Source organism: Brevibacterium mcbrellneri ATCC 49030 (assembly GCF_000178455.1).
GTDB classification, from domain to species: domain Bacteria; phylum Actinomycetota; class Actinomycetes; order Actinomycetales; family Brevibacteriaceae; genus Brevibacterium; species Brevibacterium mcbrellneri.
Map to the genome: position 1 here is coordinate 22072 of NZ_ADNU01000027.1, position 26637 is coordinate 48708.

Genomic DNA, 26637 nt, shown 5'->3' on the forward strand with positions numbered 1-26637 from the left:
GCTTCGAGCCTGTTTAGGCTTGGAAGCTGGCGATCAGACCAAGCAGAACAATCGACGCTGCCCACACGATTGCGATCAGTGTGGTGTACATGTTGAGGTTCTTTTCGGCGACCCCGGAGGAACCGAGGTTAGCGCTCATACCGCCACCGAACATGTCGGACATTCCGCCACCCTTACCTTTGTGCAAGAGGACAAAGGCAATCAGGATGAAGCTGGTAAGGATGAGCACGCCAGTCAGAATCCACGTCAAAATTTCCACGTCGCCTACCTTAGCATTGTTCGGTTCACAAGCGAACCGACGCGGCGATGAGTCGCGCGAAAGTGTCGGGGTCGAGGCTGGCGCCGCCCACAAGGGCACCATCTACGTGTTCTGACTGCATAATCTCAGACACGTTTTCAGGCTTCACGGACCCGCCGTACAGAATGCGGGTCGACTCGGCAACTGATGAATCGTAGCGCTGAGCCAACCACCCACGGATCTCCTGGGCCATCTCGTGCGCATCGTTAGCTGTGGCTGTTTTTCCTGTACCGATCGCCCACACAGGTTCATAGGCAATCACGAGTTCTTCAGGCGTATCGATCTCTGCAAGCGCTTCTTCACACTGGCGAAGTGTGAAAGCAACATGTTCACCGTTTTCCCGCTCAGTCAGTGATTCACCCACGCACAGAATAGGGGTGAGCTCATGGTCCAAGGCAGCCCGCACTTTCCGACCCACCAAGGCGTTGTCTTCGTGGTGGTCGCTTCGCCGTTCGCTGTGCCCCACAACCACAAACTCACAGCCGAGCTGTTGCAAGAAGCGACCACTGATGTCGCCCGTGTGAGCGCCTTCCGCATGTTCGGAAAGATCCTGGGCCCCATACCACAGTGGAAGCTTGTCGCCTTGAACGAGGGTCTGCACAGAACGAATGTCGGTAAAGGGCACAAGAACAGCAACCTGGGCTGACTCTTTACTGATCTTTGCGTCGCGCAGAGCCCACGCCAACTTTTGGACAACAGAAATCGCTTCCAAATGGTCGTGGTGCATCTTCCAGTTTCCGGCCAATAGCGGAAGGCGGTTCGTCACGGTGTCTCCTCTGTAAGAGTTCTGCTCTAGTCCAGAACGGTCAGTCCGGGAAGCTCTTTGCCTTCGAGGAACTCAAGGCTAGCGCCTCCCCCGGTCGAAATGTGACCGAAGTCGTCATCACTAAATCCTAGTGCTCGCACAGCGGCCGCAGAGTCTCCTCCACCGACAACGGTCAGGCGACCCTGGTCGACTCCCCCGTGTGCGGTGGACAAGGCTTCTGCCACAGCTTTGGTGCCTGCTGCGAAAGCTTCGAACTCAAAAACACCCATGGGGCCGTTCCAGAACACGGTCTTAGATTCGGTAATGGTTTTCGCGTACGCCTTGGCGCTTTCGGGCCCAATGTCCAGACCAAGTGCAGACTCGCCGGCCGGCGTGTTCTCCAGTTCGTCAACGCCTACTGTCCAGTGCTGGGCATCAGCGGCAAACTTTTCAGCCATCACGATGTCGGTAGGCAACATGATGGTCACGCCCTTGTTCTGCGCGGTCTCGAGGTAACCCTTGACCGTGTCGATCTGGTCTTCTTCCAGCAACGAAGCACCAACGCCCTTACCCTGAGCCTTGAGGAAGGTATACACCATGCCACCCCCAATAATCAGAGTGTCCGCACGTTCAAGCAGGGACTCGATAACACCCAGCTTGTCTGAGACTTTTGAACCGCCCAAAACAACCGTGTACGGACGCTGGGGGTCTTCCAGAAGCTGGCGACTCACACGCACCTCGGCCTCAACGAGACCACCTGCGTAGTGCGGGAGCTTCTTCGCAATGTCGTACACACTGGCCTGCTTACGGTGCACAACACCGAATCCGTCAGACACGAACACGTCTGCCAGGCTGGCCAACTGCTGTGCGAACTCGTCCCGCTCAGCATCGACTTTTGACGTCTCGCCTGGGTTAAAGCGCAGGTTTTCCAGTAGCAGAACCTCACCGTCAGTGAGCTGTTCAGCCTTGGCGCGCGCGTCCTCACCCACGGTGTCAGAGGCGAACTTCACGTCGCGTCCCACTTCTTTTGCGAGCTCTTCAACCACAGGGGCCAACGAAAACTCGGGCTTCACTTCACCCTTGGGGCGACCCAGGTGAGCCATCACGATCACCCGGGCGCCCGCCTCGGCGAGATCACGAATGGTAGGAGCCGACGCCTTGATGCGGCCCGCATCCGTAATTGTGTCGCCGTCCATGGGCACGTTCAGGTCACTGCGCACCAAGACGCGCTTGCCGGCAAATTCGCCGAGGTTGTCAAGAGTTTTCATTTACTTCTCCAGTTTCGCTGCTACCAGTTCGACCATTTCAACGAGGCGTTCGGAGTATCCCCATTCGTTGTCGTACCAAGCAATGACTTTAATCTGGTTGCCCACCTTGCGGGTGAGTTCCGCGTCGAAGATCGACGAGTGGCTGGCCATGACAATGTCAGAGGACACGATTGGGTCTTCCGTGTATTCCAGAATGTGCCCGAGGTCGCCGCTGGTTGCTTCCTTCACCGCCGCGTTGACTTCTTCGACCGACACGTCTCGGGACGGAACGAAGGTCAAGTCAACCAACGAACCCGTAGGAACCGGCACGCGCACCGCGAAACCGTCGAGCTTGCCGTCCAGTTGTGGCAACACCTTCCCCACAGCTTTCGCAGCACCTGTTGTGGTGGGAACGAGGTTAACAGCAGCCGCGCGTCCACGGCGCAAGTCCTTGTGCGGACCGTCGACCAAGTTCTGTCCGCCTGTGTATGCGTGAACGGTGGTCATGATTCCCGATTCGATTCCACAGAATTCGTCAAGGACCTTAGCAACCGGAGCCAAGCAGTTGGTGGTGCAGCTCGCGTTGGACACAATGTGCTGGTTTTCCGGGTCGTATTCATTGTCGTTGACACCCATGACGAACATGCCGTCAACGCCCTTACCAGGTGCGGAAAGCACGACCTTCTTGACCGTTTCACCCAAGTGCAGAGCCGCCTGGTCGCGCTTCTTAAACTTCCCAGTACACTCAACAACCACCTCGGCGCCGGCAGCTGCCCAATCGATGTCAGCGGGGTCCTTGTGGGCTGAGGCAACGATACGCTTACCGTTGACGGTCAGCGACTCGTCGTCATATGACACTTCACCGTTAAAGCGACCCCACACGGTGTCATATTTGAGCAAGTGTGCAAGCTGTCCGTTGTCTGTCAGGTCGTTGATTGCCACGACCTCCAAATCCAAGTCATTTTCCAAAACGATGCGAAGAAATGAACGTCCAATACGACCAAAACCATTGATGCCAACGCGAGTCATGTCACTCCTGATGAGAGGGATTGTCGTGCTCTTCTATCGTAGTACGCCACATGTGCGTGGCAGGTGTGTAAAAGGTTAAACGTCTTCTAACATTTCGGGAGTCAAATTAGCTTCGGTGTCCGGGATCCCCAGCTCAGCAGCCTTTTTATCAGCCGTTGCAAGGAGCCTACGGATTCGCCCAGCGATCGCGTCCTTGGTCATCGGAGGTTCGGCCAGCTGTCCCAGTTCTTCAAGCGACGCTTGCTTGTGTTCGAGACGAAGTTTGCCCGCGTACTTGAGGTGTTCAGGAACCTCGTCGCCCAGGATCTCAAGAGCACGTTCAACCCTGGCACCAGCGGCCACGGCGGCACGTGCCGACCTGCGCAGGTTCGCGTCGTCAAAGTTTGCGAGCCGGTTGGCTGTCGCCCGGACTTCCCGGCGCAGGCGGCGTTCTTCCCACACCAGGCGCGTCTGTTCAGCGCCCATCGAGGTGAGAAGAGCCCCAATGGCTTCGCCGTCACGGATCACGACACGGTCAACGCCACGTACCTCGCGGGCTTTGGCTGAAATCCCCAAACGCCGCGCCGCACCTACCAGCGCAAGGGCAGCTTCTGGCCCTGGGCACGTCACTTCAAGGGCAGACGAACGTCCAGGTTCGGTCAGCGACCCGTGCGCTAAGAACGCGCCTCGCCACGCGGCTTTAGCGTCGGTGAGCGAACCGTTGACCACGGCAGCGGGCAGGCCTCGCACGGGGCGACCTTGAGCGTCGATCAGACCAGCTTGACGAGCAAGTGCAACCCCGTCCGTTCCAACCCGGACCATGAAGCGCGAACCCTTCTTAAGACCCGAGCCGTTGATCACGATGATTTCGGCAACGTGTCCGTACAGGTCCTTAATCTCAGAGCGGAGCCTACGCGCTGCCACCCCAGTGTCGAGTTCAACTTCAATGACGATTGAGCCGGCAACGATGTGCAGTGCGGAAGAAAACCGTAGCAACGAGGATACTTCTGCCTTGCGTGCAGCGGTTCGCGGTTCGACGAAACGCGCAAGTTCATCCTTTACTTGTGCTGTCAGAGCCATGCCATTCCCTTCTACCACTGCTCGTTTGTTGGAATCCCCGCATCGGACAAAATGTCACGGTAGCATGCGGCGAGTTTGAGGCTGTCGTGAACTCCTGGCGTGCTCGATTCTACTGAGGCGAACCATGTGCGGGCTCCAAAGAGGTTCGACGCGGTGGTTGCCAGTCCGGTCTGCCCGCACGCGGCCTCTTCGTCGGCAAGTACGTAGTCGATACGAAGATCAGGTGCATGCTCATGCAGGACGCGCACAAAGTCACGCATCTGCATTCCACGCCCTTCTTCCGTGTCGCCGGGGAGGTTGAGCGTGAGAATCTTGACCGCGTCGCTGTCCCGGATCGCCTGCTGCAACTGAGGCACCAGCATGTGAGGCATAACCGAGGTGTACCAGGACCCCGGCCCCAAATTCAGTACGTCTGCGTTGGTGACGGATTCGAGCGTTTCGCGGCGGGCTGGCGGGGACTCAGGTTCTAAGTGAACCTGTTTGACCGTGCCCGAGGTGGTTGCCACGGTGCACTGTCCTGACACCTTTTCGATGTTCCCGTATCCGTCGTCGACATCAGCGGTAATGGTGAGCGGAATGCTGGACATGGGAAGGACGCGCCCTTGAGCGCGCACCAACTGGGCCATCCAGTCCAGACCGTCTACCGGGTCCCCGAGGTGTTGCCACAGCGCTGTGATGAGAAGGTTACCGGCGGAGTGGTCGTTGAGTGGGCCGTCTGAGACGAACCGGTGTTGAATGACGTCGCGCCAGGTTTGGCCCCATTCGCTGTCCCCACACAGGGCAGCAAGCGCCATGCGCAAGTCGCCGGGTGGCAAAACGTCGAACTCTTCGCGCAAGCGACCGGAAGATCCTCCGTCGTCGGCAACCGTGACAACGGCAGTGAGGTTCTTAGTCAGTAATCTGAACGCACGAAGCGCAGAGTAGAGTCCGTGACCGCCACCAAAAGCGACGATTTCCGGCCCGGCCATTTTTGACCGGGGGAAGAATACTGGGAGTTCAGTAGTAGGTATTTCCATTTATTCCCGCCCCAAGTCTCGGTGGCGCACGTTCACGCGAGCCTGGGTGCGGTCGGCTAAGCGGCGTGCGAGCTGTTCAGAGATGGCTACTGAGCGGTGCTTTCCACCCGTACAACCGATTGCGACGGTGGCGTACGAACGGTGTTCGCGCAGATAGCCGTGAATGATGACGTCAAGCGTACTCAAGTACCGGTCAACAAAGGACAGTGCCCCCGGCTGGGACAGCACGTAACTGGAGACTGCTTCGTCTTCACCGGTTTTGGATCGCAGGTGAGGAATCCAGTAGGGGTTCGGAAGAAAGCGCACGTCAACGACGTGGTCAGCATCTTTTGGCAGGCCATACTTAAACCCGAAGCTCATGACGGTGATTCGGAGGGCCGACACGTTGTCTGTGTCAAAAATGCGCTTAATTTCAGCACCCAACTGGTGAACGTTGAGGTCTGACGTATCGATCCGATAGTCCGATTTGCTACGGATCTCAGCAAGCAGTGTGCGTTCTGCGTCGATCCCGTCGATGAGTGTCCCGTCTTCTTGCAGAGGGTGTGGACGACGCACAGATTCGAACCGCCTGACGAGTACCTCATCGGATGCGTCAAGAAACAGGATTTTGATGCGTACGCCTTGGTCTTGGTAGTCGGCCACGGAGTTCTCGAGTTCGCTGAAGGTGTAGCGACTGCGCACATCGGCAACGACCGCGACCTTGGGGAGCTTTCCGTCAGCTCTGGCGACAAGTTCCACCAGCGGAATGATCATCTGTGGTGGGAGGTTGTCAACGACGTACCATCCCAGGTCTTCCAGCGTGTTGGCCGCCGTAGACCTGCCGGCTCCGGACATGCCGGTGAGAACAAGAACTTCGAAGTCGCCACCCAAGATTGGTCCGGTCTGTTCAGTCATGCGCACGCCCTTCTGTCGGTTCTTCTACCGTACCCGCATTTTCCTCATCTGGTTGTGCTTGCGTGAAGTGACCATGGATCTTGTCAGCTAACTGAGGGCCGATCCCACGTGCTTGCATCAGTTCCTCAACGGACGCCGCTTTGATCTTCTTCACGGAACCGAAATGCTTCAACAGCGCTTTTTGTTTCGCTGCTCCGAGCCCGTCGATCGCGTCGAGTTCAGAGCGCGTCATGGATGCCGAACGTTTCTGCCGGTGATACGTAATCGCAAAACGGTGGGCTTCGTCGCGAATGCGTTGAAGCATGAACAGGCCTTCGGAGTTGCGTGGAAGAATGACCGGGAATTCGTCCCAGGGCACCCAGACTTCTTCTAAGCGTTTCGCAAGTCCCACAACCGTGATGTCAGGGATGCCGAGGTCGTGCAGGGCTTGCGTAGCTGCGTGGACTTGGGGAAGCGCCCCGTCGACCACCAGGAGCGACGGACGGTATCCGAATCCAGTGTCGTCCTTGCCCATGTTCTCCAGGTAGCGTTCAAAGCGCCGGCTGACCACGTTGTACATCGCCGAGGTGTCATCCCGGGCAGCGTCCCCAGTCACCGAGAAGCGTTTGTAGTCCTTTTTCTTAGGCAGGCCGTCTTCGAATACGACAAGTGAGCCCACCACGTTTTGGCCCGCTGTGTGCGAGTTGTCGATGCATTCGATCCGCAGCGGTGGCTCCGTGAGGTCGAGTGCTTCGTGAATTTCGTTGAGTGCTTGGGAACGCGTAGTGAGATCAGACGCGCGCCGGGTCTTGTGAAGGGCCAACGCCTTGTGTGCGTTGAGTTCGGCGGTCTCGAGGACTGCTTTCTTTTCTCCGCGTTGCGGGACGCGCATGTCGATCTTGGCTCCGCGCACCGATCGCAGCCACTCCCCTAGCAGTTCTTTGTCAGCGGGTTCGTGACTCGTGAGGATTTCTGTGGGGATCGCATGGGTGTCCACATCGGTATACGCCTGCCGGATCGCGTCCTCGATCAGTTCACCAGGCGTTTTGTCTTCCATGCGTTCAATGATCCAGCCCCGCTGCCCCCGGATGCGTCCCCCGCGAATGTGAAATACCTGCACTGATGCTTCTAGTTCCTCTGCGTAGAGTCCAAAAACGTCTGCGTCGGCGTTTTGGGACAGCACCACGGCGTTCTTGTTCAGCACGGTTTCCAAGGCTGTGATCTCATCACGGAGGCGTGCAGCTTCTTCAAAGTCGAGGTTGGCGGAGGCTTCTTTCATGGCCTGTTTGCGCACCGAAATGAACTTCCCGGAGTTTCCGGACATGAACTCGATAACGCTTTTCACCAGTTCCGCGTATTCATCCTTTTCGATCTTGCCCACGCACGGCGCGGAACACTTGTCGATGTACCCCAGAAGGCATGGCCGCCCTTGGCGCTGGGCCCGGTCGAACACCGTCTTGGCGCACGTGCGTACGGGGAACGCTTTCAGAAGAAGATCCAAGGATTCCCGGATCGCCCACACAGCGGTGAACGGGCCAAAGTACTTCATGCCCTTTTTACGTTTGCCTCGGGTGACAAACACGCGAGGGTACTCATCGCGCACCGTGATCGCTAAGTACGGATAGGACTTGTCGTCCCTGAACATCACGTTGAACCGCGGATTGAATTCGTTGATCCATGTCCATTCGAGTTGCAGCGCCTCGACCTCAGTTTTCACCACGGTCCAGTTCACACTGGAAGCCGTGTGAACCATGGTGAACGTGCGAGGATGCAGGCCCGCTGGGTCGGCAAAGTACGAATTCAACCTGTTACGCAGGTTCTTCGCTTTACCAACGTAGATCACGCGCCCGTCGGCATCGCGAAACGTGTACACACCGGGGTCGGTGGGGATCTCCCCGGTTTTAGGCCGGTAGAGCTGTGGGTCCACTACAGCCGTTCCCGAATCGCCGACATGTTGGCAAGGAACCTACCCGTGTGGCTGGCTTCTACCCCAGCAACCTCCTCGGGCGTACCTGTAGCAACCACGGTGCCACCACCTCGGCCGCCTTCTGGGCCCATGTCAATGATGTAGTCCGCAGACGCGATCACATCCAAGTTGTGCTCGATGACGATGACCGTGTTGCCCTTGTTCACCAATCCCTGCAGGACACCCAAGAGTTTGCGGATGTCTTCAAAGTGCAGTCCCGTGGTGGGTTCGTCGAGGACGTAGACGGTGCGACCTCGGGAACGTTTCTGCAGCTCAGCTGCCAACTTAACGCGCTGCGCCTCTCCTCCGGACAGCGTGGTCGCTGGCTGGCCCAAACGGACATAGCCAAGCCCCACCTCAGCAAGGGTCGACAGGTGGCGGTGGATGGCAGGGACTGCGGAGAAGAATTCGGTGGCTTCTTCGATGGGCATGTCCAGAACATCGGCGATCGACTTGCCTTTGAACTTCACGTCCAAGGTTTCACGGTTGTAGCGCTGGCCCTTGCACACTTCACACGGGACGTAGACGTCTGGCAGGAAGTTCATCTCGATCTTGATGGTTCCGTCACCGCTGCAGTTTTCGCAACGCCCTCCCTTGACGTTGAACGAAAAACGACCGGGCTGGTAACCGCGGATGCGGGCGGTTTCGGTTTCTGCAAACAGTTTGCGCACGTGGTCGAACACGCCCGTGTAGGTGGCTGGGTTGGACCTAGGGGTACGCCCGATGGGTGACTGGTCCACGTGAATGACCTTGTCCAGATTATCCAGGCCAGTCACGCGTTTGTGCAGGCCGGGAACCTGTTTAGAGTTGTTGAGCTCATTGGCCATCACCGTGTACAAAATGTCGTTAACCAGCGTTGACTTGCCGGAACCCGACACTCCGGTCACGGCGGTGAACACACCTAGGGGGAAGTCAACGCTAATGTTCTTGAGGTTGTTCGCGCGCGCACCTTCAACCCTGACGATCCGTTTGGTGTCACGTGGTCGCCGGGCCTGTGGAATCTCAATCGATTTAGCCCCGGACATGTACGCGCCGGTGATGGACTTCTTTTCTTTGAGAAGTCCTTTGTAGTCGCCGGAGTAAATGACCTCACCACCGTGTTCCCCGGCGCCGGGACCAATATCCACGATCCAGTCGGCGGTCTCGATGGTTTCTTCGTCGTGTTCGACCACGATGAGCGTGTTACCCAGGTCGCGCAAGCGCTGCAGAGTTTCGATGAGGCGGCGGTTATCGCGTTGGTGAAGCCCAATCGACGGTTCGTCAAGAACATACAACACTCCCACCAGACCTGAACCGATCTGGGTGGCCAAGCGAATACGCTGCGCTTCACCACCAGACAGGGTGCCCGCCGTGCGGTGAAGTGTCAGATACTCGAGTCCCACGTCGAGCAAGAAACGCATGCGCGCGCCGATCTCTTTGAGCACTTGCGCTGCGATTTGAGCGTCACGCCCATCGAGTTCCATGTTCGTCAGGAAGTGGGCGGATTCGTCCAGCGGCATGTTGCTGACATCCGCAATCGACTTTCCACCCACCAGCACATGAAGAGCTTCTGGTTTGAGACGTGTTCCGTCACATTCGGCACACGGGACCTCACGCATATATGACTCATAGCGTGCCCGCGAGTGTTCCGATTCGGTCTCCTGGTGCTTGCGCAGAATGTAGGCGAAAACGCCCTCAAAACCGGTGGAGTAGGTGCGTTCGCGCCCAAACCTGTTGCGGTATTTGACATGGACTTGATAGTCCTTGCCTTCCAGAATCGCGGTGCGGTGCTTCTTGCTCAAGTCCTTCCACGGGGTGTCCATGGAGAAGCCGAGGTCGTCCGCAAGCCCCTGCAAAAGTCGCGTGAAGTACTTGGCTGTTGTCTTCCCCATGCTCCAGGGAGCGATCGCACCCTGGGCCAGACTCAGGTCTTCGTTGGGGACGACCAGCTGCGGGTCGACGTGGAGCCGGGTTCCGATTCCATCGCACACGGGACATGCGCCAAACGGCGAGTTGAATGAGAACGTGCGTGGTTCAATTTCGTCGGTGGTGAGCGGGTGCTCGTTGGGGCACGAAAGGTGCTCCGAGAATGTGCGCTTCTCCCCTGTTTCTACCAGCTCCACATCCACGCGGCCGTTGGCCGTAGCAAGAGCAGTTTCGACGGAGTCGGTGAGTCGCTGGTGGATCCCGTCCTTGGCAATCAGGCGGTCGACGACAACAGAAATGTCGTGCTTGTACTGTTTTTTGAGGGTGGGTGGTTCAGTCAGGCTGACGGTTTCGCCGTCGACAACAGCCCTGGAGAACCCTGCCTGTTGGAACTGCTGAAACAGATCCGTGAACTCACCTTTACGTTGACGCACGACAGGTGCCATGACGATGAACTTGGTGCGTTCAGGGAGAGCACTGAGCTGGTCAACGATCTGTTGCGGGGTTTGGCGTGTAATCGCTTCTCCGCACGTGGGGCAGTGAGGTTTACCGATTCGCGCCCACAGCAGACGCATGAAGTCGTAGACTTCCGTAATCGTTCCCACGGTCGACCGGGGGTTGCGTGAGGTGGATTTCTGGTCGATCGAAACAGCAGGCGACAGACCTTCAATCAGATCGACATCCGGTTTGTCCATCTGGCCTAAGAACATGCGAGCGTATGACGACAAGGACTCGACGTAACGCCGTTGTCCTTCAGCAAAAATCGTGTCAAAAGCCAGCGAGGATTTCCCAGAGCCCGAAAGCCCCGTGAACACCACAAGAGAATCACGAGGAATCGAAACATCGACGTTCTTCAGATTGTGCGCGCGTGCGCCTTTGACCAGCAACGTATCCAGATGCGAAATACCTTTACTCACACTCATTAGTCTATGCGCTTTCGAATATATATTCGATGTGAGATGCCTGACCTATGTACACCTCAGTTCCCGGTCAGCGGTCCCACATCCAGGATCTCCACAACGACCTCGCCGGCTTCGTCACTCGCAGGCAGATCCACGCGCGCAGTAATCGCCCAGTCCATGTCCCCTTCGGGGTCGTCGAGGATCTGACGAACTGTCCACGCTTCGTCTTCTTTGTCGAGGATGTTGAAGAACTTGGGCCCGCGCGAATCGTTGCTCACGCCCAGGTCACCGTATTCGTCGTAGAAGTCTTCGATCGCGTCTTCCCACTTCTTCTGCGTCCAGCCGGATTCGCCGTCTAGGTCACCCAGAGCGTCATATGCAGCTCGTTCGGCCAGAATGACCCTGTGGAACATGGCATTTCGCACGGCCCTCGTGAACGCCTGGGTGTCTGCCGAAAACGTGCGAGACATATCCAAGGCGGGCAACACCTCGGCCTCATCCCCAGCATTCTTGAGCGCTTCCCACTCTTCTACCAGCGAGGAATCCACCCGCATCACGGTGGCACCCAACCATTCGATGATAGCCGTGAGCTCTTCATTACGCAGGTCGTGGGGAACGTTCTGCACGAGCGAGCGATACACGTCCGTGAGGTACCGCAGGAGCCCACCCTCAACGCGCGCCAGCCCGTAGTAGTTGACGAACTGGGAGAAGTTCATCGAGTGCTCCACCATGTCCGCAACCACGGCCTTGGGGGTGATGCCGATTTCGCGCAGCCACGGCGCGCTGTGGGTGAACGCGTCGAAGGCTTCTTCAAGAACCTCACCGTTGGGTTGCGGGTAGGTGATTTCGTCCAGAATCTCCATGCGTTCGGCGTAGTCGACACCGTCGGCTTTGAGCGCTGCTAACTCTTCGCGTTTGATCCGGTTGAGTTGGCCTTTGAGCACTGCGTAGGACACCTCGGTGGTCGCTTCGATCACCGACAGCACGTCCGTCGCATACGTGTCGGATTCGGGGTCGAACAGTTCCAGCGCGGCAAGCGCGAACGGCGACAGCGGCTGGTTGAGTGCAAACTGAGGCCCCAAATCGTTCACGGGCGCATATTCGACTCTGTCCCCCACCACGCGACGTTCGATCACGCTGGCGTCGAGCAGGTTGCGCCCAATGCGCAAGGCCCGCAGATACATATCGAGGGTGTTTTCGTCGTGGCTGGAATCGATAAAGTCCTTGACGGTATCCACGCTGGCGTGGGGTCGGCTGAGCAAGTTGATTACCGTTGAGTGGGTAATCCGCATGCGGCTCTTAAGCTCTTCCGGCTTACCTTCTACCAGGTGGTTGAACGTGGTTTCCGACCAGTTCACGAACCCTTCCGGAGCTTGCTTTTTGACCACTTTGCGGCGTTTCTTGGGGTCGTCTCCGGCCTTGAGAAGCGCCTTCTTGTTCTCAATGACGTGTTCGGGGGCCTGGGCGACCACAAAGCCTTCCGTGTCGAACCCGGCGCGCCCGGCACGACCCACGATCTGCTGAAATTCACGGACTCGCAAACGTCGCTGGCGGAACCCGTCGAACTTGGTGAGCCCGGTGAGCACAACGGTGCGGATGGGAACGTTGATTCCCACTCCCAGCGTGTCGGTCCCGGAGATCACCGACAGTTTTCCACTCGACGCTAAGTGTTCAACCAAGCGGCGGTATTTGGGGAGCATTCCCGCGTGGTGGACGCCCACACCTGCCAAGAGCATCCGTTTGAGCGTCACCCCGAACCCTTTAGAGAACCCAAAACCTCGGATTTCTTCCGCGATTTCTTCGCGCTGTTCACGGGTTGCCAGGTTGGCGTTGACCACACTGCTGGCCAGTTCAACCGCCGCCGCTTGAGCGAAAGACACCACATAGATGGGGGCTTTGTTGTCCCGCACCAACTTGCTGAGTGTTTCGTGAAGTGGTTCTTCTGAATAGGCGTAGCTCAGTGGCACCGGACGGTGGGCAGACGTGATGAGGGAGCAGTCGCGTCCGGTGAGTTCGGTGAGAGATTTTTGAATCGCCGAGGTGTCCCCCAGGGTCGCTGACATGAGGACGAACTGCGCGGCAGGCAGGGTGAGGAGAGGTACTTGCCACGCCCACCCGCGTTGCGGGTCACCGTAGTAGTGGAATTCGTCCATGACGATCATGCCCACATCTAAAGTGGCACCTTCTCGCAGGGCTTGGTTCGCCAGGATTTCTGCGGTTGCGCAGATGATGGGGGCATCCGCGTTTACGGTGGAGTCCCCCGTCACCATTCCCACATTGTCAGCACCAAAGATATGGGTGAGGTCAAAGAACTTTTCGCTCACGAGCGCTTTAATCGGCGCGGTGTAGTACGTGCGTTGTCCGCGACACAGAGCAAAGAAGGCAGCCGCCAACGCAACCATTGACTTCCCTGACCCTGTGGGTGTCGCCATGACTGTGTTGTCGCCGGTGAGGATCGCCAGAATCGCTTCTTCTTGTGCCGGGTACAGCGTGATGCCGGTGTCTTTTGTGTATTCGACAAATGTCTCAAAAAGCGTGTCGGAATCTGCGAATTCTTCCGGGACACGATAAAGATGTGGCAAGGCGAACAACTTTCCATGGATTTCGTCGACACATCGACCCTAGCAGGGAGGCACACATGGCAACTTTTGCCGTTGTTTACGAATACGGACCCGACACCGAGACCCGCATGAACGCGCGTCCTGAACACCGCGCGTGGCAGAAGCGGTTGAACGAAGCGGGCGTTCTGCTCGCCTCCGGACCACTGGAGTCAGAGGACCAGCCGGGTGGGCTCTTGATCTTCCGCGCGGACGATCAAGCGAATGTGGAGGATCTGTTGGCCCAGGACCCCTACGCGGAAATCGGTGTGATTGCGTCCACGCAGGTGCGCCCCTGGAACCCGGTGTTCGGACCGTTTGCTGAGGCTTAGTCGATGCGGGCCTAGCTGTGGTCGTCTTCGTGATGCCTCATCGAACCGAACGTAATACGGTCCGGGGTACGACGTGCCTTGATCAAACTTGCGATCGTGGCGATGAGCATAGCACAGACGATAAAGCCCAGTGATACCCACGTGTTGATTTCAGGAACACCTGGGAACCATGTTTCGTGCATCGCGTGCAGAATGAGCTTGACGCCAATGAACGCGAGGATCGCAGCAATCCCGTATTTGAGGTATTCGAGCCTGTCCAAAAGGCCACCCAGCAGGAAGTACAGCTGACGTAGCCCCATGAGAGCAAACAGGTTCGCGGTAAACACAATGAACGGACTCTTGGTGATACCGAAGATCGCGGGGATTGAGTCCAAGGCGAACATGATATCGGTAGTTCCAATAGCAAGGAACACCAGCAACATGGGCGTCCAGTGTTTCACGCCGTCTACTGTGGTGCGAAGTTTATTGCCGTCGTATTCGTCGGTGTAGTTGATCCGCTTCTTGAGGAACTTGACGAAGCCGGTATCTTCGTCACTCTCTTCTTCGTCACCAAATGCCTGCTTAAAGGCGGTGTACAGAAGGAAGATACCGAAGATGTAGAACACGCCCACGAACATCTCGATGATCCACGCGCCGGCAAGAATAAAAGCTCCGCGGAAGATCAAAGCAACAATAATGCCCACCATGAGGACTTCTTGTTGATACTTCTTGGGGACCGAGAACTTGCTCAAGATGATGACGAACACGAACAAGTTGTCGATCGACAGCGAGTATTCGGTGAGCCAACCGGCCAAGAACTCAACGCCGTGGTCTGTGTCGCCAATTGCGAACATGAGTCCCGCGAAGATGAGTGCCAGCGTCACGTAGAACACCACCCAGCCGGTGGCTTCTTTCATCGAGGGAATGTGTGGTCGCTTGAGGATGATCAGAAGATCGAAGATCAAGAGGAGCACGAGGACGATCAGCGAACCGACCTCGAACCACAAGGGTAGAGCTGTGGACATGCGAGCCTTTCGTCGATTACTCGAAAGTCTCTCCCGCGTGCGTGACGCCTAGACTCCGGGTGCCTGTGCACCGTGATGACGAAGTCTTGTTGTGGGATACTCCCCTTCGCAAACCTCTTCAGTGTAGCTGATCCTTTTAGGATTCGCGTTGCATTGTGCGCAGTTCCTTCTTGATGTCTTGGAGTTCGTCGCGCAAACGGGCAGCCAGTTCAAACTGAAGCTGTTCGGCGGCTTCGTGCATTTGTTCCGTCAGTTGGGCGGCCAGTTCTGCGAGGTTTTCACTGGGTGCCGTCGTGACATCAGGTTTGAGCGTGTCAGATTTTACGGAGTTGAAGCCACGTTTGCCCTTGCCGTAGTCAAATTCGGTAAGCAGTTCACGCGTGTCAGCGTCCTCGCGTTGCAGTCGTTCCGTGATGTCGGCGATCTTCTTGACAAGAGGTTTGGGGTCAATTCCGTGTTCTTTGTTGTACGAGATCTGAATTTCGCGACGACGGTTGGTTTCGTCGATCGCTTCCCGCATGCTCGGGGTGATGGTGTCCCCGTACATGTGCACTTCACCGTTGACGTTACGGGCGGCACGTCCAACCGTCTGGATGAGGGACTTGGACGACCGCAAGAACCCTTCTTTGTCGGCGTCCAGGATCGCTACGAGGCTCACTTCGGGAAGGTCGAGGCCCTCACGGAGCAGGTTGATACCCACGAGCACGTCAAACACTCCGGCGCGCAATTCACTTAAGAGTTCAACGCGTTTGAGCGTGTCCACGTCCGAATGCAGGTATTGGACTTTGATGTCGTGTTCGAGCAGGTAGTCGGTGAGGTCCTCTGCCATTTTCTTCGTGAGAGTGGTGACCAGGACACGTTCGTTCTTCTCAATGCGGTCGCGGATCTCCCCTAGGAGGTCGTCGATCTGCCCCCGCGTGGGCTTGACGGTAACCTTGGGGTCCACGAGGCCGGTTGGACGAATGATCTGCTCGACGACACCTCGGGACCGTTCGAGTTCAAAGTCACCCGGGGTCGCTGACAGGTACACGGTCTGGCCGATCCTTTGAAGGAACTCGTCGAACTTCAACGGGCGGTTATCCAAGGCGCTGGGCAGGCGGAAACCGTGCTCAACCAGCGTGCGTTTGCGCGACATGTCACCTTCATACATGCCACCAATCTGCGGAACGGTGACGTGAGATTCGTCAATGACCAGCAGAAAGTCTTCAGGGAAGTAGTCCAGCAGACAGTTGGGGGCGGTGCCTGCCGCGCGCCCGTCGATGTGCCGGGAGTAGTTTTCAATACCCGAGGTGAACCCCATCGACTGCATCATTTCGAGGTCGTATGTAGTGCGCATTTTCAGGCGTTGCGCTTCGAGCAGTTTGTTCTGTTTCTCAAGTTCCGCCAGGCGCACCTGCAGTTCGTCCTCGATCGCTGCGATCGCCTTACCCATCCGGTTTTCACCGGCCACATAGTGTGACGCGGGGAAAATGTGCACGATGTCTTCGTCACGAATCACTTCGCCCGTGAGCGGGTGCAGAGTGTGGAGCGCTTCGATTTCATCGCCGAAAAACTCGATACGGATGGCGAGTTCTTCGTACTGCGGGATGATTTCGACCGTGTCGCCACGTACCCGGAAGGTTCCGCGGGTGAACGCCATGTCGTTACGGGTGTACTGCATTTCGACGAAACGTTTGAGCAGCTCATCGCGGTCGACCTCTTCACCGACTTCGAGCGAAACCATCCGGTCCACGTACTCTTCTGGGGTTCCCAGACCGTAGATACAGGACACGGTGGAGACCACGACGACGTCGCGTCGGGTGAGAAGTGAGTTGGTTGCCGAGTGGCGCAGGCGTTCGACTTCATCGTTGATGGACGAGTCTTTTTCGATGAATGTGTCGGTTTGTGGAACATACGCTTCTGGCTGGTAGTAGTCGTAGTACGACACGAAGTACTCGACCGCGTTGTGGGGCAGAAGCTGGCGGAACTCGTTGGCCAGCTGCGCGGCCAAGGTCTTGTTGGGCGCCATGATGAGCGTGGGTCGTTGGACTTTTTCGATCAGCCACGCGGTGGTTGCCGATTTACCGGTACCAGTGGCACCCAAAAGCACGACGTCTTTCTCGCCGTCGTCGAGCCTGCGCGCGATCTCCGCAATCGCAGTGGGCTGGTCACCCGATGGGCTGTACTCGCTGACCACCTCGAACGGGGCGACGCGCCGCTGCACGTCAGGGCGGTGCCCAATCGCCGGAACGGGAATATTGGCAGGAGTGCTCGGCTCAGTGCTCATTCTCCAAGCCTAACGCGTGAACACGCACATCGCGCCCGGTGACGTTAGCATGAAAATAGCTCTCTAACAGAAAGGCTTCTTATGTCCGTCATTTCTAAGGCTCAGGCAACGTGGACGGGTTCACTTGCGTCCGGCAACGGAACCGTGTCGCTGAGTTCGTCACAGCTGGGCAACTTTCCTCTCACCTGGAAGGCACGTTCAGAAAACGCGCCATCTGCCGACGCCACGACTCCAGAAGAACTGCTGGGCGCGGCTCACGCCAGCTGCTACAGCATGGCTCTGGCAAACCTGCTGGCTCAAGAAGGCGTCGCAGTCGAATCAATTTCCACCGGTGCAGATGTCACCTTCGACCCGGAAAAGGGCATCACCAAGATTCACCTGTACACCGTGGGTCGCGTTGAAGGGCTCGCGACAGCGAACTTCGAAACGATCGCGCAACGAGCCAAGAAGGACTGCCCGGTCTCACGTGCCCTTAAGGGCGTTGACATTGACGTGACTGCGTCACTCGCGTGAGATGAACCGCTCCCACATCTGCTCGAACTGGGCGCGCAGGTGTTCGATGTCTCCCGAATTATCGAGAGCAACATCGCACACCGCACGCCTTTGTTCATCCGTGGCCTGAGCTGCGATGCGTTTCTTCGCGTCTTCGGGATCCATACCACGGAGCTCCGTGAGCCGCTGCAAACGAACTTCAGCCGGGGTATCAACGAGGACAGTCAGGTCATAGTTCCCTGCCAAGCCGGCTTCTACCAGGAGTGGAACGTCGTGAACGATCACCGGGTGGTCGCCACGTAGCACGTCGATTCGCTTTGACGTTTCTGCACTGATGGCAGGGTGCATGATGGCGTTGAGGGCTTCGTGCGATTCAGCGTCCGCGAACGCCACTTCTGCGAGCTTCCCACGGTTGAGTTCCCCATCGGCGCCCAAAATACTTTCTCCAAAGTGTTCCACCAGCTCGGCAAGTGCGGGTTCCCCCGGCTTCACCACGTCGCGGGCAATCGCATCCGCATCGACAATGGGTACGCCCCGCTCTTCAAACAGCTGAGCCACTGTGGATTTTCCCGCGCCGATTCCGCCTGTCAGGCCAATGAGCATCACCATGCACACCATGGTAGACGCTCCACCCGCCTACAACCGGATCACGTACACCCCGCCCACAAACTGGACTTGAACGTTGGAAGATTCCGAAAGTACGCGCGCAATATCACTGGCTGGGTGTTTCAGCCCAAAACCTGAGTCCGTCACCGCGACGTACTCCACGCCTCGCCCGCGAAGATCTTCTAACGCTTCACGCACCTGGTGCGTTTCCGGCATGGCGTCACCGTTCATGATGTCGTCCAGCTGGGTCGTTTCCGACTGGTACGCCACCGGTACGTTGTCACGTGATCCAATGAAATAGCCGTCCACCTGTTTGAACCACATGCCGGACACCGCCTGCCCCACGAGCGATTCGTTGCTGTGCGCGGCTGCAGACGCCACCGGCCGGGGCATCATTTTCACGGTCGCACCCCGCGGAATGTGTTCGCGGACGGCGTCGTCATAGAAGCTGGGGTAGGCAATGTTGCGTACTTCTACCGTTCCCGAGGTGGTTGTCACCGCAATGATGATCGTCGCCACGGCAAGGAGCGGGGTGAGACGCGGGCGCACAGAGTGCCAGGCGATCGCCAACAACAGCGCGCACATGAGCGCAACGTGAACACTCATGCGCATCGGGAGCACGTTTTCCAGAACAGGCGTGTTTTCAACCAAGCGGAACGGACCGGTGTTCACAGCAGCAGTTCCGTTGACAAACATGGGTGAACCCATCGACAAAATGAACATCACAACGGCAACCACCGCGAATGTGCGCACGCGAGCCGACATCGCGTGGTGAATACCAAGAACCACCACGATCACGGCAACCGTCAAAAGCCACGGCCACCCCAGGTATCCCCCGATCTCAGCGTCGTCGATCCCGATCACGCGCTGGATCTCTCGCCCCGCTGATATGAGGGTGAACTTACCTGGTGTCACCGGGTCCAACAGGTCATTGTTCCAGATTCCGTGCGGACGAATCGGGCCTTCAGGCTTCCCCGGAAGCGCAAACATCGTGATCAACAAGGGCAGTCCGCACACAACGGCAACGCCTACTGCGCCCGCGCCACCTACAGCGATGCGACGCGCTCCTTCACGCACTTCCGTCCACCGCAAAGCAACCGTAGCCAAAAGAAATACCACTGTCATGAGGAACGTGTGTGCCAAAAGTTCGTTCGACAGATAGAACTGCCACCCCACAGCACAGCCCAGCACAACAGCGTTGACCCAGGTGCGACCTCGGCCGGTCACTAACCTTTCCACGAACCCAACTACCAACGGCGGCAACACAGCAAATGCCAGGTTTAAGTGGCCGGCAGACTGAGCGATGACATACGTGGAAAAGCCGTATGCGATTCCTGCGACAAAGGCCGGCCGACGAGACACAAGCTGCGCAGCAGCCCACGCGGCAGACAACGCGCACGCGACCGGGGCACACATGATCGCCACGTTATACGCAACAACCGGACCCCATATCAACGTCACGGGAGCCAGCGGCACGGCCAATCCCATGACCGAGGTGTTCCACCCTCCGTTGACCCCTGCTGGGTAGTTCATGGAGTTGCTGTAGAGCAAATTGCGTTCTCCAGACCCCAAACCAATCCAGGACAGCACCACGTCAGCGGCGTGAGCAAACCAGAAGATGAACAGGGACGAGTCGTCGTTGCTGGCAAACACTCGGTGTCCCATGTCGCCCACCAAGCGCCCGTATGTGAGAACGGACAACAGAACGCAGACTGCAAGGAACAGCAGCCATTCCCGGCGTGAATCAGTAAACCAGGAACGCACCGCTGGACGCGAAGAGATCCATCGGGTGAAAGTCATGGGCACTCCAAGAGGTCGGAGGTGGGCGCGAAACTTATGGGACGCAAAAGGCCCCCGCACCGCAGTGCGGGAGCCTTTTATACAGAGCTATTAGTTACCAGCGAGCTTTTCGCGCAGAGCTGCGAGAGCTTCGTCGGATGCCAGCGTGCCTTCGTCAGCGGCTTCTTCCGAGCTGTAGTTAGCTGCAGGCTCAGCTGGAGCTTCAGCAACGGCTTCTGCGTCGGCTGCGATTGCACGTGCAACCTGCTTCTTGTGCTCTTCCCAACGGGCCTGAGCGGCAGCATATTGCTGTTCCCAAGCTTCGCGCTGTTCTTCGTACCCTTCCATCCATTCCTGGGTTTCTGGGTCGAAGCCTTCTGGGTACTTGTAGTTTCCGTCTTCGTCGTATTCCTGAACCATTCCGTACAGGGCTGGGTCGAGGAACTCTTCAGCGTCAGGGTCGACACCTTCGTTAGCCTGCTTGAGCGACAGCGAGATGCGGCGACGCTCGAGGTCGATGTCAATGACCTTGACGTACACGGTTTCGTCAACGGTAACAACCTGTTCAGGCAGGTCAACGTGGCGAACGGCCAGTTCAGAGATGTGAACCAGACCTTCGATTCCGTCTTCGACGCGAACGAACGCACCGAATGGAACGAGCTTGGTGACCTTACCAGGAACGATCTGACCAATGACGTGCGTGCGAGCGAAGTGCTGCCATGGGTCTTCCTGAGTTGCCTTGAGCGACAGGGAGACACGTTCGCGGTCCATGTCCACGTCGAGAACTTCGACGGTGACTTCGTCGCCAACGGTGACAACTTCGTTGGGGTGGTCGATGTGCTTCCAGGACAGTTCGGAAACGTGTACCAGACCGTCTACGCCACCCAGGTCCACGAATGCACCGAAGTTGACGATCGAGGAAACAACACCTGGGCGAACCTGGCCCTTCTGCAGGGTCTGCAGGAAGTCGTGGCGAACAGTGGACTGGGTTTCTTCCAGCCATGCGCGTCGCGACAGAACTACGTTGTTGCGGTTCTTGTCGAGTTCGATGATCTTAGCGTCGACCTTCTGCCCGATGTAAGGAGTGAGGTCACGGACGCGACGCATTTCAACAAGGGAGGCAGGAAGGAATCCGCGCAGTCCGATGTCAACGATGAGTCCACCCTTGACAACTTCGATGACGGTACCGGTGACGACACCTTCGTTTTCCTTAACCTTTTCGATGTCTCCCCAAGCACGCTCGTACTGTGCGCGCTTCTTGGACAGCATGAGGCGACCGTCTTTGTCTTCTTTGGTGAGAACCAATGCCTCGATGGGGTCTCCCACCTCAACGACCTCTGCTGGATCTACGTCGTGCTTGATCGACAGTTCGCGCGAAAGGATGACACCTTCCGTCTTGTAACCGATGTCGACCAGAACTTCGTCGCGATCTACTTTGACGATGGTTCCTTCAACGATATCTCCGTCATTGAAGTACTTGATGGTTTCGTCTACGGCCGCGAGGAATTCGTCAGCAGAGCCGATGTCGTTAACGGCAACCTGCGAGTTCTTCGCCGTTTCCGGCGTGGTTGTGGTCATAAAGGTAGGGACTCCGTAAATGGACTTACACCCAGTAATTCACGGTCACCCGTGAGTCACCAGGAATATGGTTGACAACATGGACAATGTATGACGTAAACGGCGCATGTTGCACAGTTCGCGCATACACTACGAAAGTGTAACACTAACTGACAGTTCTTGACAGCGACACTGTCGACCACCTCGGCAGTCATTTGAAGTCCTCGAAAGGTGAAGCGTGAACGAAACTGAAAGCACAGCAGAGATCATTTCCGGGGGCTACATCCCTATTGATGAGGAGACCTCGGTTCGCGCGAATCGTTCATACTGGGATGGCTCAGCTTCTGAGTATCTCGCGGAACACGGCAGCTTCCTTGGCGCGTCCGATTTCATTTGGTGCCCGGAAGGCGTCCACGAATCCGAAGCGGGGCTTTTGGGCGATGTGTCCGGCAAGTACGTTCTGGAAGTGGGGTGCGGTGCCGGTCAGTGTTCGCGGTGGGTCGCCAAGCAGGGCGGTTTTGCCACCGGCGTGGACTTGTCTTCTGGAATGCTCGAGCAGGCGTCGCGCCTAAGCCGTGAGCAACCTCTCACCGGCGGTGCTGTTGAGCCCACGTTCTTGCAGGCGGACGCACGTTCGCTGCCGTTCCCGTCTGGCTCGTTTGATATTGCGTTTTCTTCCTATGGGGCGTTGCCGTTTGTGAAGGACGCCGAGGTCGTTCTCAGCGAGGTTGCCCGGGTCCTGCGTCCGGGTGGCGCGTGGGTGTTTTCCGTCACCCACCCCCTGCGGTGGATGTTCCCTGACGTGCCTTCAGAGGCGGGGCTCACTGTGGAGTATTCGTACTTCGACCGGACACCCTATGTGGAGCTCGACAGTTCCGGTAACCCAATCTACGCGGAACACCACCGCACTATTGGCGACTGGGTGAAACTCATTGTGGACGCAGGTTTTGAACTGCGTGGCATTACCGAACCCGAATGGCCCAAGGACAACCACACCGCATGGGGTGGCTGGTCACCACTGCGCGGTGAGCTCATGCCGGGCACTGCGGTTTTCTCGACTGTTCTGCCCTGAGAAGTTCCCTTAGTGCGCGGCGCGTGTCCTAGTGTGCGGCGTCTTGCCAGTTGGGGCCCACGCCCACGTTGACGTCGAGCGGAACGCTTAAGTCTGCCGCCTGGCTCATGTTTTCACGCACGAGCTTTTCAACCTGGATCGCTTCGCCAGCCCAGATCTCGAGGATGATTTCGTCGTGGACCTGCAGGAGCATGCGTGACTTCAGTTCGGCCTCACGCAAAGCGTCGTCGACCCGCTTCATGGCGATCTTCATGATGTCGGCGGCGCTCCCCTGAATGGGTGCGTTGAGCGCTGCGCGTTCTGCCATTTCCCTGAGCTGGCGGCGGTCTGAGCGCAACTGTGGCAGGTACCGGCGTCGGCCGTACATGGTTTCGGTGTATCCGCGACCGCGCGCTTCTTCGACGACTTGGTCCAGATATTCCTTCACGGCCCCAAAACGTGCGAAGTAGTCATCCATGAGGGCACTTGCTTCACCCGTTGGAATACCCAGCTGGCGCGACAGCCCGTATGCGCTCAAGCCGTACACCAGGCCGTAGGACATGGCCTTGACCTTGGAGCGCTGCTGGTCGGTGACGTCCTCAATGGGCACTTCAAACACCTGCCCGGCCACGTAGCGGTGGAGGTCTTCACCGTCCTTAAAAGCCTGGATGAGCGCTTCGTCGCCTGACAAGTGGGCCATGATCCGCATTTCGATCTGCGAATAGTCCACGCTCATGAGGCTTTCGTAACCGTCGTCCTGGGCGGCTTGGAACACGGAACGGATGCGCCTGCCGGCGTCCGTGCGGACCGGAATATTCTGCAGGTTGGGGTCCTTTGAGCTCAGCCGCCCGGTTGCTGCCACCGTCTGCAGATACGTGGTGTGGATCCGCCCGTCGTCTGCGACAACCTTTTGCAGACCCACCACGGTTTGTTTGAGTTTGGTGCGGTCGCGGTGGGCCAAGAGGTGTTCGAGGAATGGGTGCTGCGTTTTGACCAGCAAGTCCGCAAGCGAGTCGGCGTCCGTGGTGTACCCGGTTTTGGTGCGCTTGGTCTTTGGCATGTTGAGTTCGTCGAAAAGCACGGTCTGCAACTGCTTAGGCGAATTCAGGTTCACTTCGTGCCCAATAGACGCATACGCTTCCGACGCGCTCTGCTGCGCGGCGGCCTCGAACTCGGTGATGAGTTCGTTCAACACCGACTGGTCAATGGCGATCCCTGCGATTTCCATACGCGCCAAGATTTCTTGCGTAGGTATCTCGATGCCGTCGAGAACATCCTGCAAGTGATTGCGTTCCAGGTCCTGACGCAAACGCGGGTACAGCGCCACTGTGACCCACGCGCGGTGCCCTAACTGTTCTCCCACATCGGTGAGCAAGTCGCGGTCTTCTTCCAGGACCACGCCGAGGTCGCTTGCCATGTCCGCAAGGCTGTAACCTCGCGCGTCGGGGGCGAGAAGGTAGGCGGCAAGTTCGGTGTCCATGATGGGCCGTGGTTGTGTAAAGCCCCGCTCGACCCACGCGTGCACCTGCGGCTTGACGTCGTGTGCGACTACCTTCTTTGTAGAGATGAATGTGTCGAGGGCGTTGAAAGAGTTTTCGTCGAGGTCGGTCAGGTCGACCCAGATCGCGGAGTCATTACTGGCAAGCCCCAGCGTGTCGTCTTCAAGGGCGAATCCCACGGGTTCTTCTACTGCGTCCAACCACGCTCGGAGGTCCGCTCCCGAAGTGGCAACGACCTCGGGCAACTCAACCTGCGGAACCTGCTCAACGTCACCGAAAAACAGAGCGTTCACCCGCTCTGCCAGCTGGCGGAACTCCAACTGATCGAAAAGCGCGGTGACCTCGTCGAGGTGAGCACCCTCTCCCACCTGGGTGTCCAGCGGGTTGGTGCTGAGCTCGAGGTCGTCGACGAGTTTGTTGAGGCGGTAGTTGCGCTTCACATCGTCGAGGTGATCGCGCAGCTTCTCCCCCACTTTTCCGCCGATGTCTTCAGCGTTGTCGATGATCGCGTCGAGGTCGCCGTACTTCGCTAACCACTTCGCCGCAGTTTTTTCACCTACCCCGGGAACGCCGGGGAGGTTGTCGGCTTTTTCGCCTACCAGGGCTGCCAGTCCCCGGTAGTTCGCAGGTGTGACACCGTATTTTTCTTCGACTGCTTGAGGAGTGAATCGGTTGAGCTCTGTAACCCCGCGTTTAGGGTACAGAATCGTCACAGTGTCCGAAGCCAACTGGAACGAGTCTTTGTCGCCGGACGCGATTTTGGTGGTGACACCTCGGTCTGTTGCCTGCAGCGCAAGTGTTGCCAGAATGTCGTCAGCCTCGTAGCCCTCCAAGGTGAGGACCGGAATATTCAGCGCTCGCAGCATGTCCTGAATGAGGTCAACTTGGCCGGGAAAATCTTCCGGGGTGCGGGCGCGACCAGCCTTGTATTCGGGGTATTCGTCGAGTCGGAAAGTTTGTCGCCCAAGGTCGAAAGCGACCGCAACGTGGTCAGGCTTTTCATTTTCGAGCACAGTGAGCAACATAGAGAGGAAGCCGTACACTGCGTTTGTGGTTTGCCCGGTTGAAGTGGAAAAGTTTTCAGCAGGCAACGCAAAGTAAGCGCGGTAGGCGAAAGAATGTCCGTCAATTAGAAGTAGAGAGCTCACACTCACACGATAGCTCACAGGCCCAAAGGAGTAGCCATGCCAATGCTCACACCCGATATGACCCCAGAAGAGTTCGACGTTTTACTGGAGAAGGTCGGCCATATTGACGAAGACACGATCATGAAGCGCACAGGCATGAAGTTGACGAAGATTGGGTTCGACTTCGCTGAAGGGACCATGCCTGTGGCCGGAAACTTGCAGCCCATGGGCCTGTTCCACGGGGGTGGCCACGTGGTATTGGCTGAGTCGCTGGCTTCAATGCACGCGTTTGCCCGCAACGATGGGCAGCCCGTGGTGGGTGTGGACCTCAACGCAACCCACGTGCGCGCCGCACGTGAAGGCACGGTTCATGGTCGCGCAGAGGTTATTCACGCAGGACGCACGATCATCAATCACGAAGTGCGCATGACCAACGACGAAGGGAAGCTCCTGTCGATCGTGCGCATCACGAACTTCCTGCGACGCGGGTCGAACTAGTTCTTTTAGAGCTAGTTCTTTTCGATCTGGTTGAGAACCGTTTCGGCGACTTCTCGCATGGTGAGGCGACGGTCCATCGAGGTCTTCTGGATCCACCGGAAGGCTTCGGGTTCCGTCAGCCCCATGTTTGAAATCAACAGGCTCTTGGCACGTTCTACGAGTTTACGGGTTTCGAAACGGTCGGTGAGATCTGTGATCTCGGCTTCGAGGGCCGTGATTTCAGCGTGACGCGACAGTGCGATTTCTAAGGCTGGAACGAGGTCTGCTGCAGTGAACGGTTTGACAACGTAGGCCATTGCGCCTGCGTCCCGTGCCCGGTCAACCAGTTCTTTTTGCGAGAAGGCGGTGAGCAGGACCACTGGGGCGATACGTGCTTTTGCGATGTGTTCTGCGGCCGTAATGCCGTCCATCTTAGGCATCTTGATGTCCATGACCACGAGGTCTGGTCGCAGTTCATCGGCGAGGTGGATAGCGGATTCGCCGTCGGCAGCTTCGCCCACGACGTCATAGCCAACTTCACGGAGCATCTCCACAATGTCGAGACGAATGACAGATTCGTCTTCTGCTACGACTACTCGTCGGACTGGATGCGATTCTGCTGACACGTTTTCTGAGTTAGACACGCTACTCATCCTAGATCACATTGGTAAGGACCGTAAATCATCTGATAGTGTTACTAAGGTTCTCATCGAGAACACCTTGCCGGATTGGCGGAATTGGTAGACGCGACGCACTCAAAATGCGTTGTCGAAAGACGTGTGGGTTCGAGTCCCACATCCGGTACACATG

The 26637-nt window shown here is 57.5% G+C and carries 21 protein-coding genes and 1 tRNA gene; 5 read left to right on the top strand and 17 right to left on the bottom strand.

Annotation, left to right across the window (positions count from 1 at the left end; genetic code table 11):
- Positions 1-13 precede the first annotated feature (13 nt).
- The 10 genes from secG to HMPREF0183_RS04880 form a co-directional block, all read right to left on the bottom strand.
- Positions 14-259 carry a preprotein translocase subunit SecG gene (gene secG / locus HMPREF0183_RS04835; RefSeq protein WP_005883401.1) on the bottom strand — a complete coding sequence of 82 codons (246 nt, stop codon included), beginning with the start codon at positions 257-259 and terminating at the stop codon, positions 14-16.
- A gap of 25 nt (positions 260-284) precedes the next feature.
- Positions 285-1064, bottom strand: coding sequence for a triose-phosphate isomerase (gene tpiA, locus HMPREF0183_RS04840; protein WP_005883402.1), 780 nt, complete (start codon positions 1062-1064; stop codon positions 285-287).
- Positions 1065-1090: 26 nt separating this feature from the next.
- Positions 1091-2311: a phosphoglycerate kinase gene (locus HMPREF0183_RS04845; protein ID WP_005883404.1), complete on the bottom strand. Its 1221-nt coding sequence runs from the start codon at positions 2309-2311 to the stop codon at positions 1091-1093.
- Positions 2312-3319: a type I glyceraldehyde-3-phosphate dehydrogenase gene (gap, locus tag HMPREF0183_RS04850; RefSeq protein ID WP_005883406.1), complete on the bottom strand. Its 1008-nt coding sequence runs from the start codon at positions 3317-3319 to the stop codon at positions 2312-2314.
- A gap of 75 nt (positions 3320-3394) precedes the next feature.
- Positions 3395-4378: a DNA-binding protein WhiA gene (gene whiA, locus HMPREF0183_RS04855; protein WP_005883408.1), complete on the bottom strand. Its 984-nt coding sequence runs from the start codon at positions 4376-4378 to the stop codon at positions 3395-3397.
- Positions 4379-4389: 11 nt separating this feature from the next.
- On the bottom strand, positions 4390-5394 hold the full coding sequence (locus tag HMPREF0183_RS04860; protein ID WP_005883410.1) for a gluconeogenesis factor YvcK family protein: 1005 nt from the start codon (positions 5392-5394) through the stop codon (positions 4390-4392).
- A complete protein-coding gene (gene rapZ, locus HMPREF0183_RS04865; RefSeq protein ID WP_005883412.1) occupies positions 5395-6288 on the bottom strand; it encodes an RNase adapter RapZ in 894 nt (297 codons plus the stop codon). It abuts the gene before it with no gap.
- Positions 6281-8194 (bottom strand): excinuclease ABC subunit UvrC, encoded by a 1914-nt coding sequence (uvrC, locus tag HMPREF0183_RS04870; protein WP_005883413.1) that lies wholly within the window; start codon positions 8192-8194, stop codon positions 6281-6283. Before uvrC ends, rapZ begins: the two co-directional genes overlap by 8 nt.
- Positions 8194-11061, bottom strand: coding sequence for an excinuclease ABC subunit UvrA (gene uvrA, locus HMPREF0183_RS04875; RefSeq protein WP_005883415.1), 2868 nt, complete (start codon positions 11059-11061; stop codon positions 8194-8196). Before uvrA ends, uvrC begins: the two co-directional genes overlap by 1 nt.
- A 56-nt stretch (positions 11062-11117) precedes the next feature.
- The gene (locus tag HMPREF0183_RS04880) at positions 11118-13631 is read right to left on the bottom strand and encodes a DEAD/DEAH box helicase (RefSeq protein ID WP_005883417.1); all 2514 of its coding nucleotides are present in this window, start codon (positions 13629-13631) and stop codon (positions 11118-11120) included.
- 47 nt (positions 13632-13678) lie between these two features.
- Here HMPREF0183_RS04880 and HMPREF0183_RS04885 point away from each other — a divergent pair, with 47 nt between their 5' ends.
- Positions 13679-13969 carry a YciI family protein gene (locus tag HMPREF0183_RS04885; protein WP_005883419.1) on the top strand — a complete coding sequence of 97 codons (291 nt, stop codon included), beginning with the start codon at positions 13679-13681 and terminating at the stop codon, positions 13967-13969.
- An 11-nt stretch (positions 13970-13980) separates the two neighbouring features.
- On the opposite strand, the gene HMPREF0183_RS04890 is transcribed toward HMPREF0183_RS04885, so the two are convergent.
- Positions 13981-14973 (bottom strand): TerC family protein, encoded by a 993-nt coding sequence (locus HMPREF0183_RS04890; RefSeq protein WP_005883422.1) that lies wholly within the window; start codon positions 14971-14973, stop codon positions 13981-13983.
- 136 nt (positions 14974-15109) lie between these two features.
- Positions 15110-17239, bottom strand: coding sequence for an excinuclease ABC subunit UvrB (gene uvrB / locus HMPREF0183_RS04895; RefSeq protein ID WP_005883423.1), 2130 nt, complete (start codon positions 17237-17239; stop codon positions 15110-15112).
- Between the two features lie 81 nt (positions 17240-17320).
- Between uvrB and HMPREF0183_RS04900 the strand changes: the two genes are divergently transcribed.
- Positions 17321-17752 carry an OsmC family peroxiredoxin gene (locus tag HMPREF0183_RS04900; RefSeq protein ID WP_005883424.1) on the top strand — a complete coding sequence of 144 codons (432 nt, stop codon included), beginning with the start codon at positions 17321-17323 and terminating at the stop codon, positions 17750-17752.
- On the opposite strand, the gene coaE is transcribed toward HMPREF0183_RS04900, so the two are convergent.
- From coaE to rpsA, 3 genes are all read right to left on the bottom strand, one after another.
- Positions 17741-18340 (bottom strand): dephospho-CoA kinase, encoded by a 600-nt coding sequence (gene coaE / locus HMPREF0183_RS04905; protein WP_245527109.1) that lies wholly within the window; start codon positions 18338-18340, stop codon positions 17741-17743. The genes HMPREF0183_RS04900 and coaE overlap by 12 nt on opposite strands.
- A gap of 27 nt (positions 18341-18367) precedes the next feature.
- Positions 18368-20137 (bottom strand): hypothetical protein, encoded by a 1770-nt coding sequence (locus HMPREF0183_RS04910; protein ID WP_005883427.1) that lies wholly within the window; start codon positions 20135-20137, stop codon positions 18368-18370.
- Positions 20138-20227: 90 nt separating this feature from the next.
- Positions 20228-21694 carry a 30S ribosomal protein S1 gene (gene rpsA, locus HMPREF0183_RS04915; protein WP_005883429.1) on the bottom strand — a complete coding sequence of 489 codons (1467 nt, stop codon included), beginning with the start codon at positions 21692-21694 and terminating at the stop codon, positions 20228-20230.
- 217 nt (positions 21695-21911) lie between these two features.
- On the opposite strand from rpsA, the gene HMPREF0183_RS04920 reads away from it, so the two are divergent.
- Entirely contained in the window at positions 21912-22745 is an 834-nt protein-coding gene (locus tag HMPREF0183_RS04920; RefSeq protein ID WP_005883431.1) for a class I SAM-dependent methyltransferase, read from the top strand.
- A gap of 28 nt (positions 22746-22773) precedes the next feature.
- Here the strand turns inward: HMPREF0183_RS04920 and polA are convergent, their stop codons facing one another.
- Positions 22774-25377: a DNA polymerase I gene (polA, locus tag HMPREF0183_RS04925; RefSeq protein ID WP_005883433.1), complete on the bottom strand. Its 2604-nt coding sequence runs from the start codon at positions 25375-25377 to the stop codon at positions 22774-22776.
- Positions 25378-25407: 30 nt separating this feature from the next.
- Between polA and HMPREF0183_RS04930 the strand changes: the two genes are divergently transcribed.
- Entirely contained in the window at positions 25408-25848 is a 441-nt protein-coding gene (locus tag HMPREF0183_RS04930) for a PaaI family thioesterase (RefSeq protein WP_005883435.1), read from the top strand.
- A gap of 11 nt (positions 25849-25859) precedes the next feature.
- Here HMPREF0183_RS04930 and HMPREF0183_RS04935 read toward each other — a convergent pair whose 3' ends face one another.
- Entirely contained in the window at positions 25860-26480 is a 621-nt protein-coding gene (locus HMPREF0183_RS04935) for an ANTAR domain-containing response regulator (RefSeq protein WP_005883436.1), read from the bottom strand.
- A 69-nt stretch (positions 26481-26549) separates the two neighbouring features.
- Between HMPREF0183_RS04935 and HMPREF0183_RS04940 the strand changes: the two genes are divergently transcribed.
- Positions 26550-26631, top strand: a tRNA-Leu gene (locus tag HMPREF0183_RS04940).
- Positions 26632-26637 lie beyond the last annotated feature (6 nt).

Excerpts from the sequence above, each read along its gene's own strand:
- HMPREF0183_RS04845 (WP_005883404.1), bottom strand. The coding sequence starts at position 2,311 with ATGAAAACTCTTGACAACCTCGGCGAATTTGCCGGCAAGCGCGTCTTG.
- gap (WP_005883406.1), bottom strand. The coding sequence starts at position 3,319 with ATGACTCGCGTTGGCATCAATGGTTTTGGTCGTATTGGACGTTCATTT.
- whiA (WP_005883408.1), bottom strand. The coding sequence starts at position 4,378 with ATGGCTCTGACAGCACAAGTAAAGGATGAACTTGCGCGTTTCGTCGAA.
- HMPREF0183_RS04860 (WP_005883410.1), bottom strand. The coding sequence starts at position 5,394 with ATGGAAATACCTACTACTGAACTCCCAGTATTCTTCCCCCGGTCAAAA.
- rapZ (WP_005883412.1), bottom strand. The coding sequence starts at position 6,288 with ATGACTGAACAGACCGGACCAATCTTGGGTGGCGACTTCGAAGTTCTT.
- uvrA (WP_005883415.1), bottom strand. The coding sequence starts at position 11,061 with ATGAGTGTGAGTAAAGGTATTTCGCATCTGGATACGTTGCTGGTCAAA.
- HMPREF0183_RS04885 (WP_005883419.1), top strand. The coding sequence starts at position 13,679 with ATGGCAACTTTTGCCGTTGTTTACGAATACGGACCCGACACCGAGACC.
- HMPREF0183_RS04890 (WP_005883422.1), bottom strand. The coding sequence starts at position 14,973 with ATGTCCACAGCTCTACCCTTGTGGTTCGAGGTCGGTTCGCTGATCGTC.
- uvrB (WP_005883423.1), bottom strand. The coding sequence starts at position 17,239 with ATGAGCACTGAGCCGAGCACTCCTGCCAATATTCCCGTTCCGGCGATT.
- HMPREF0183_RS04900 (WP_005883424.1), top strand. The coding sequence starts at position 17,321 with ATGTCCGTCATTTCTAAGGCTCAGGCAACGTGGACGGGTTCACTTGCG.
- coaE (WP_245527109.1), bottom strand. The coding sequence starts at position 18,340 with ATGGTGATGCTCATTGGCCTGACAGGCGGAATCGGCGCGGGAAAATCC.
- HMPREF0183_RS04910 (WP_005883427.1), bottom strand. The coding sequence starts at position 20,137 with ATGACTTTCACCCGATGGATCTCTTCGCGTCCAGCGGTGCGTTCCTGG.
- rpsA (WP_005883429.1), bottom strand. The coding sequence starts at position 21,694 with ATGACCACAACCACGCCGGAAACGGCGAAGAACTCGCAGGTTGCCGTT.
- HMPREF0183_RS04930 (WP_005883435.1), top strand. The coding sequence starts at position 25,408 with ATGCCAATGCTCACACCCGATATGACCCCAGAAGAGTTCGACGTTTTA.
- HMPREF0183_RS04935 (WP_005883436.1), bottom strand. The coding sequence starts at position 26,480 with ATGAGTAGCGTGTCTAACTCAGAAAACGTGTCAGCAGAATCGCATCCA.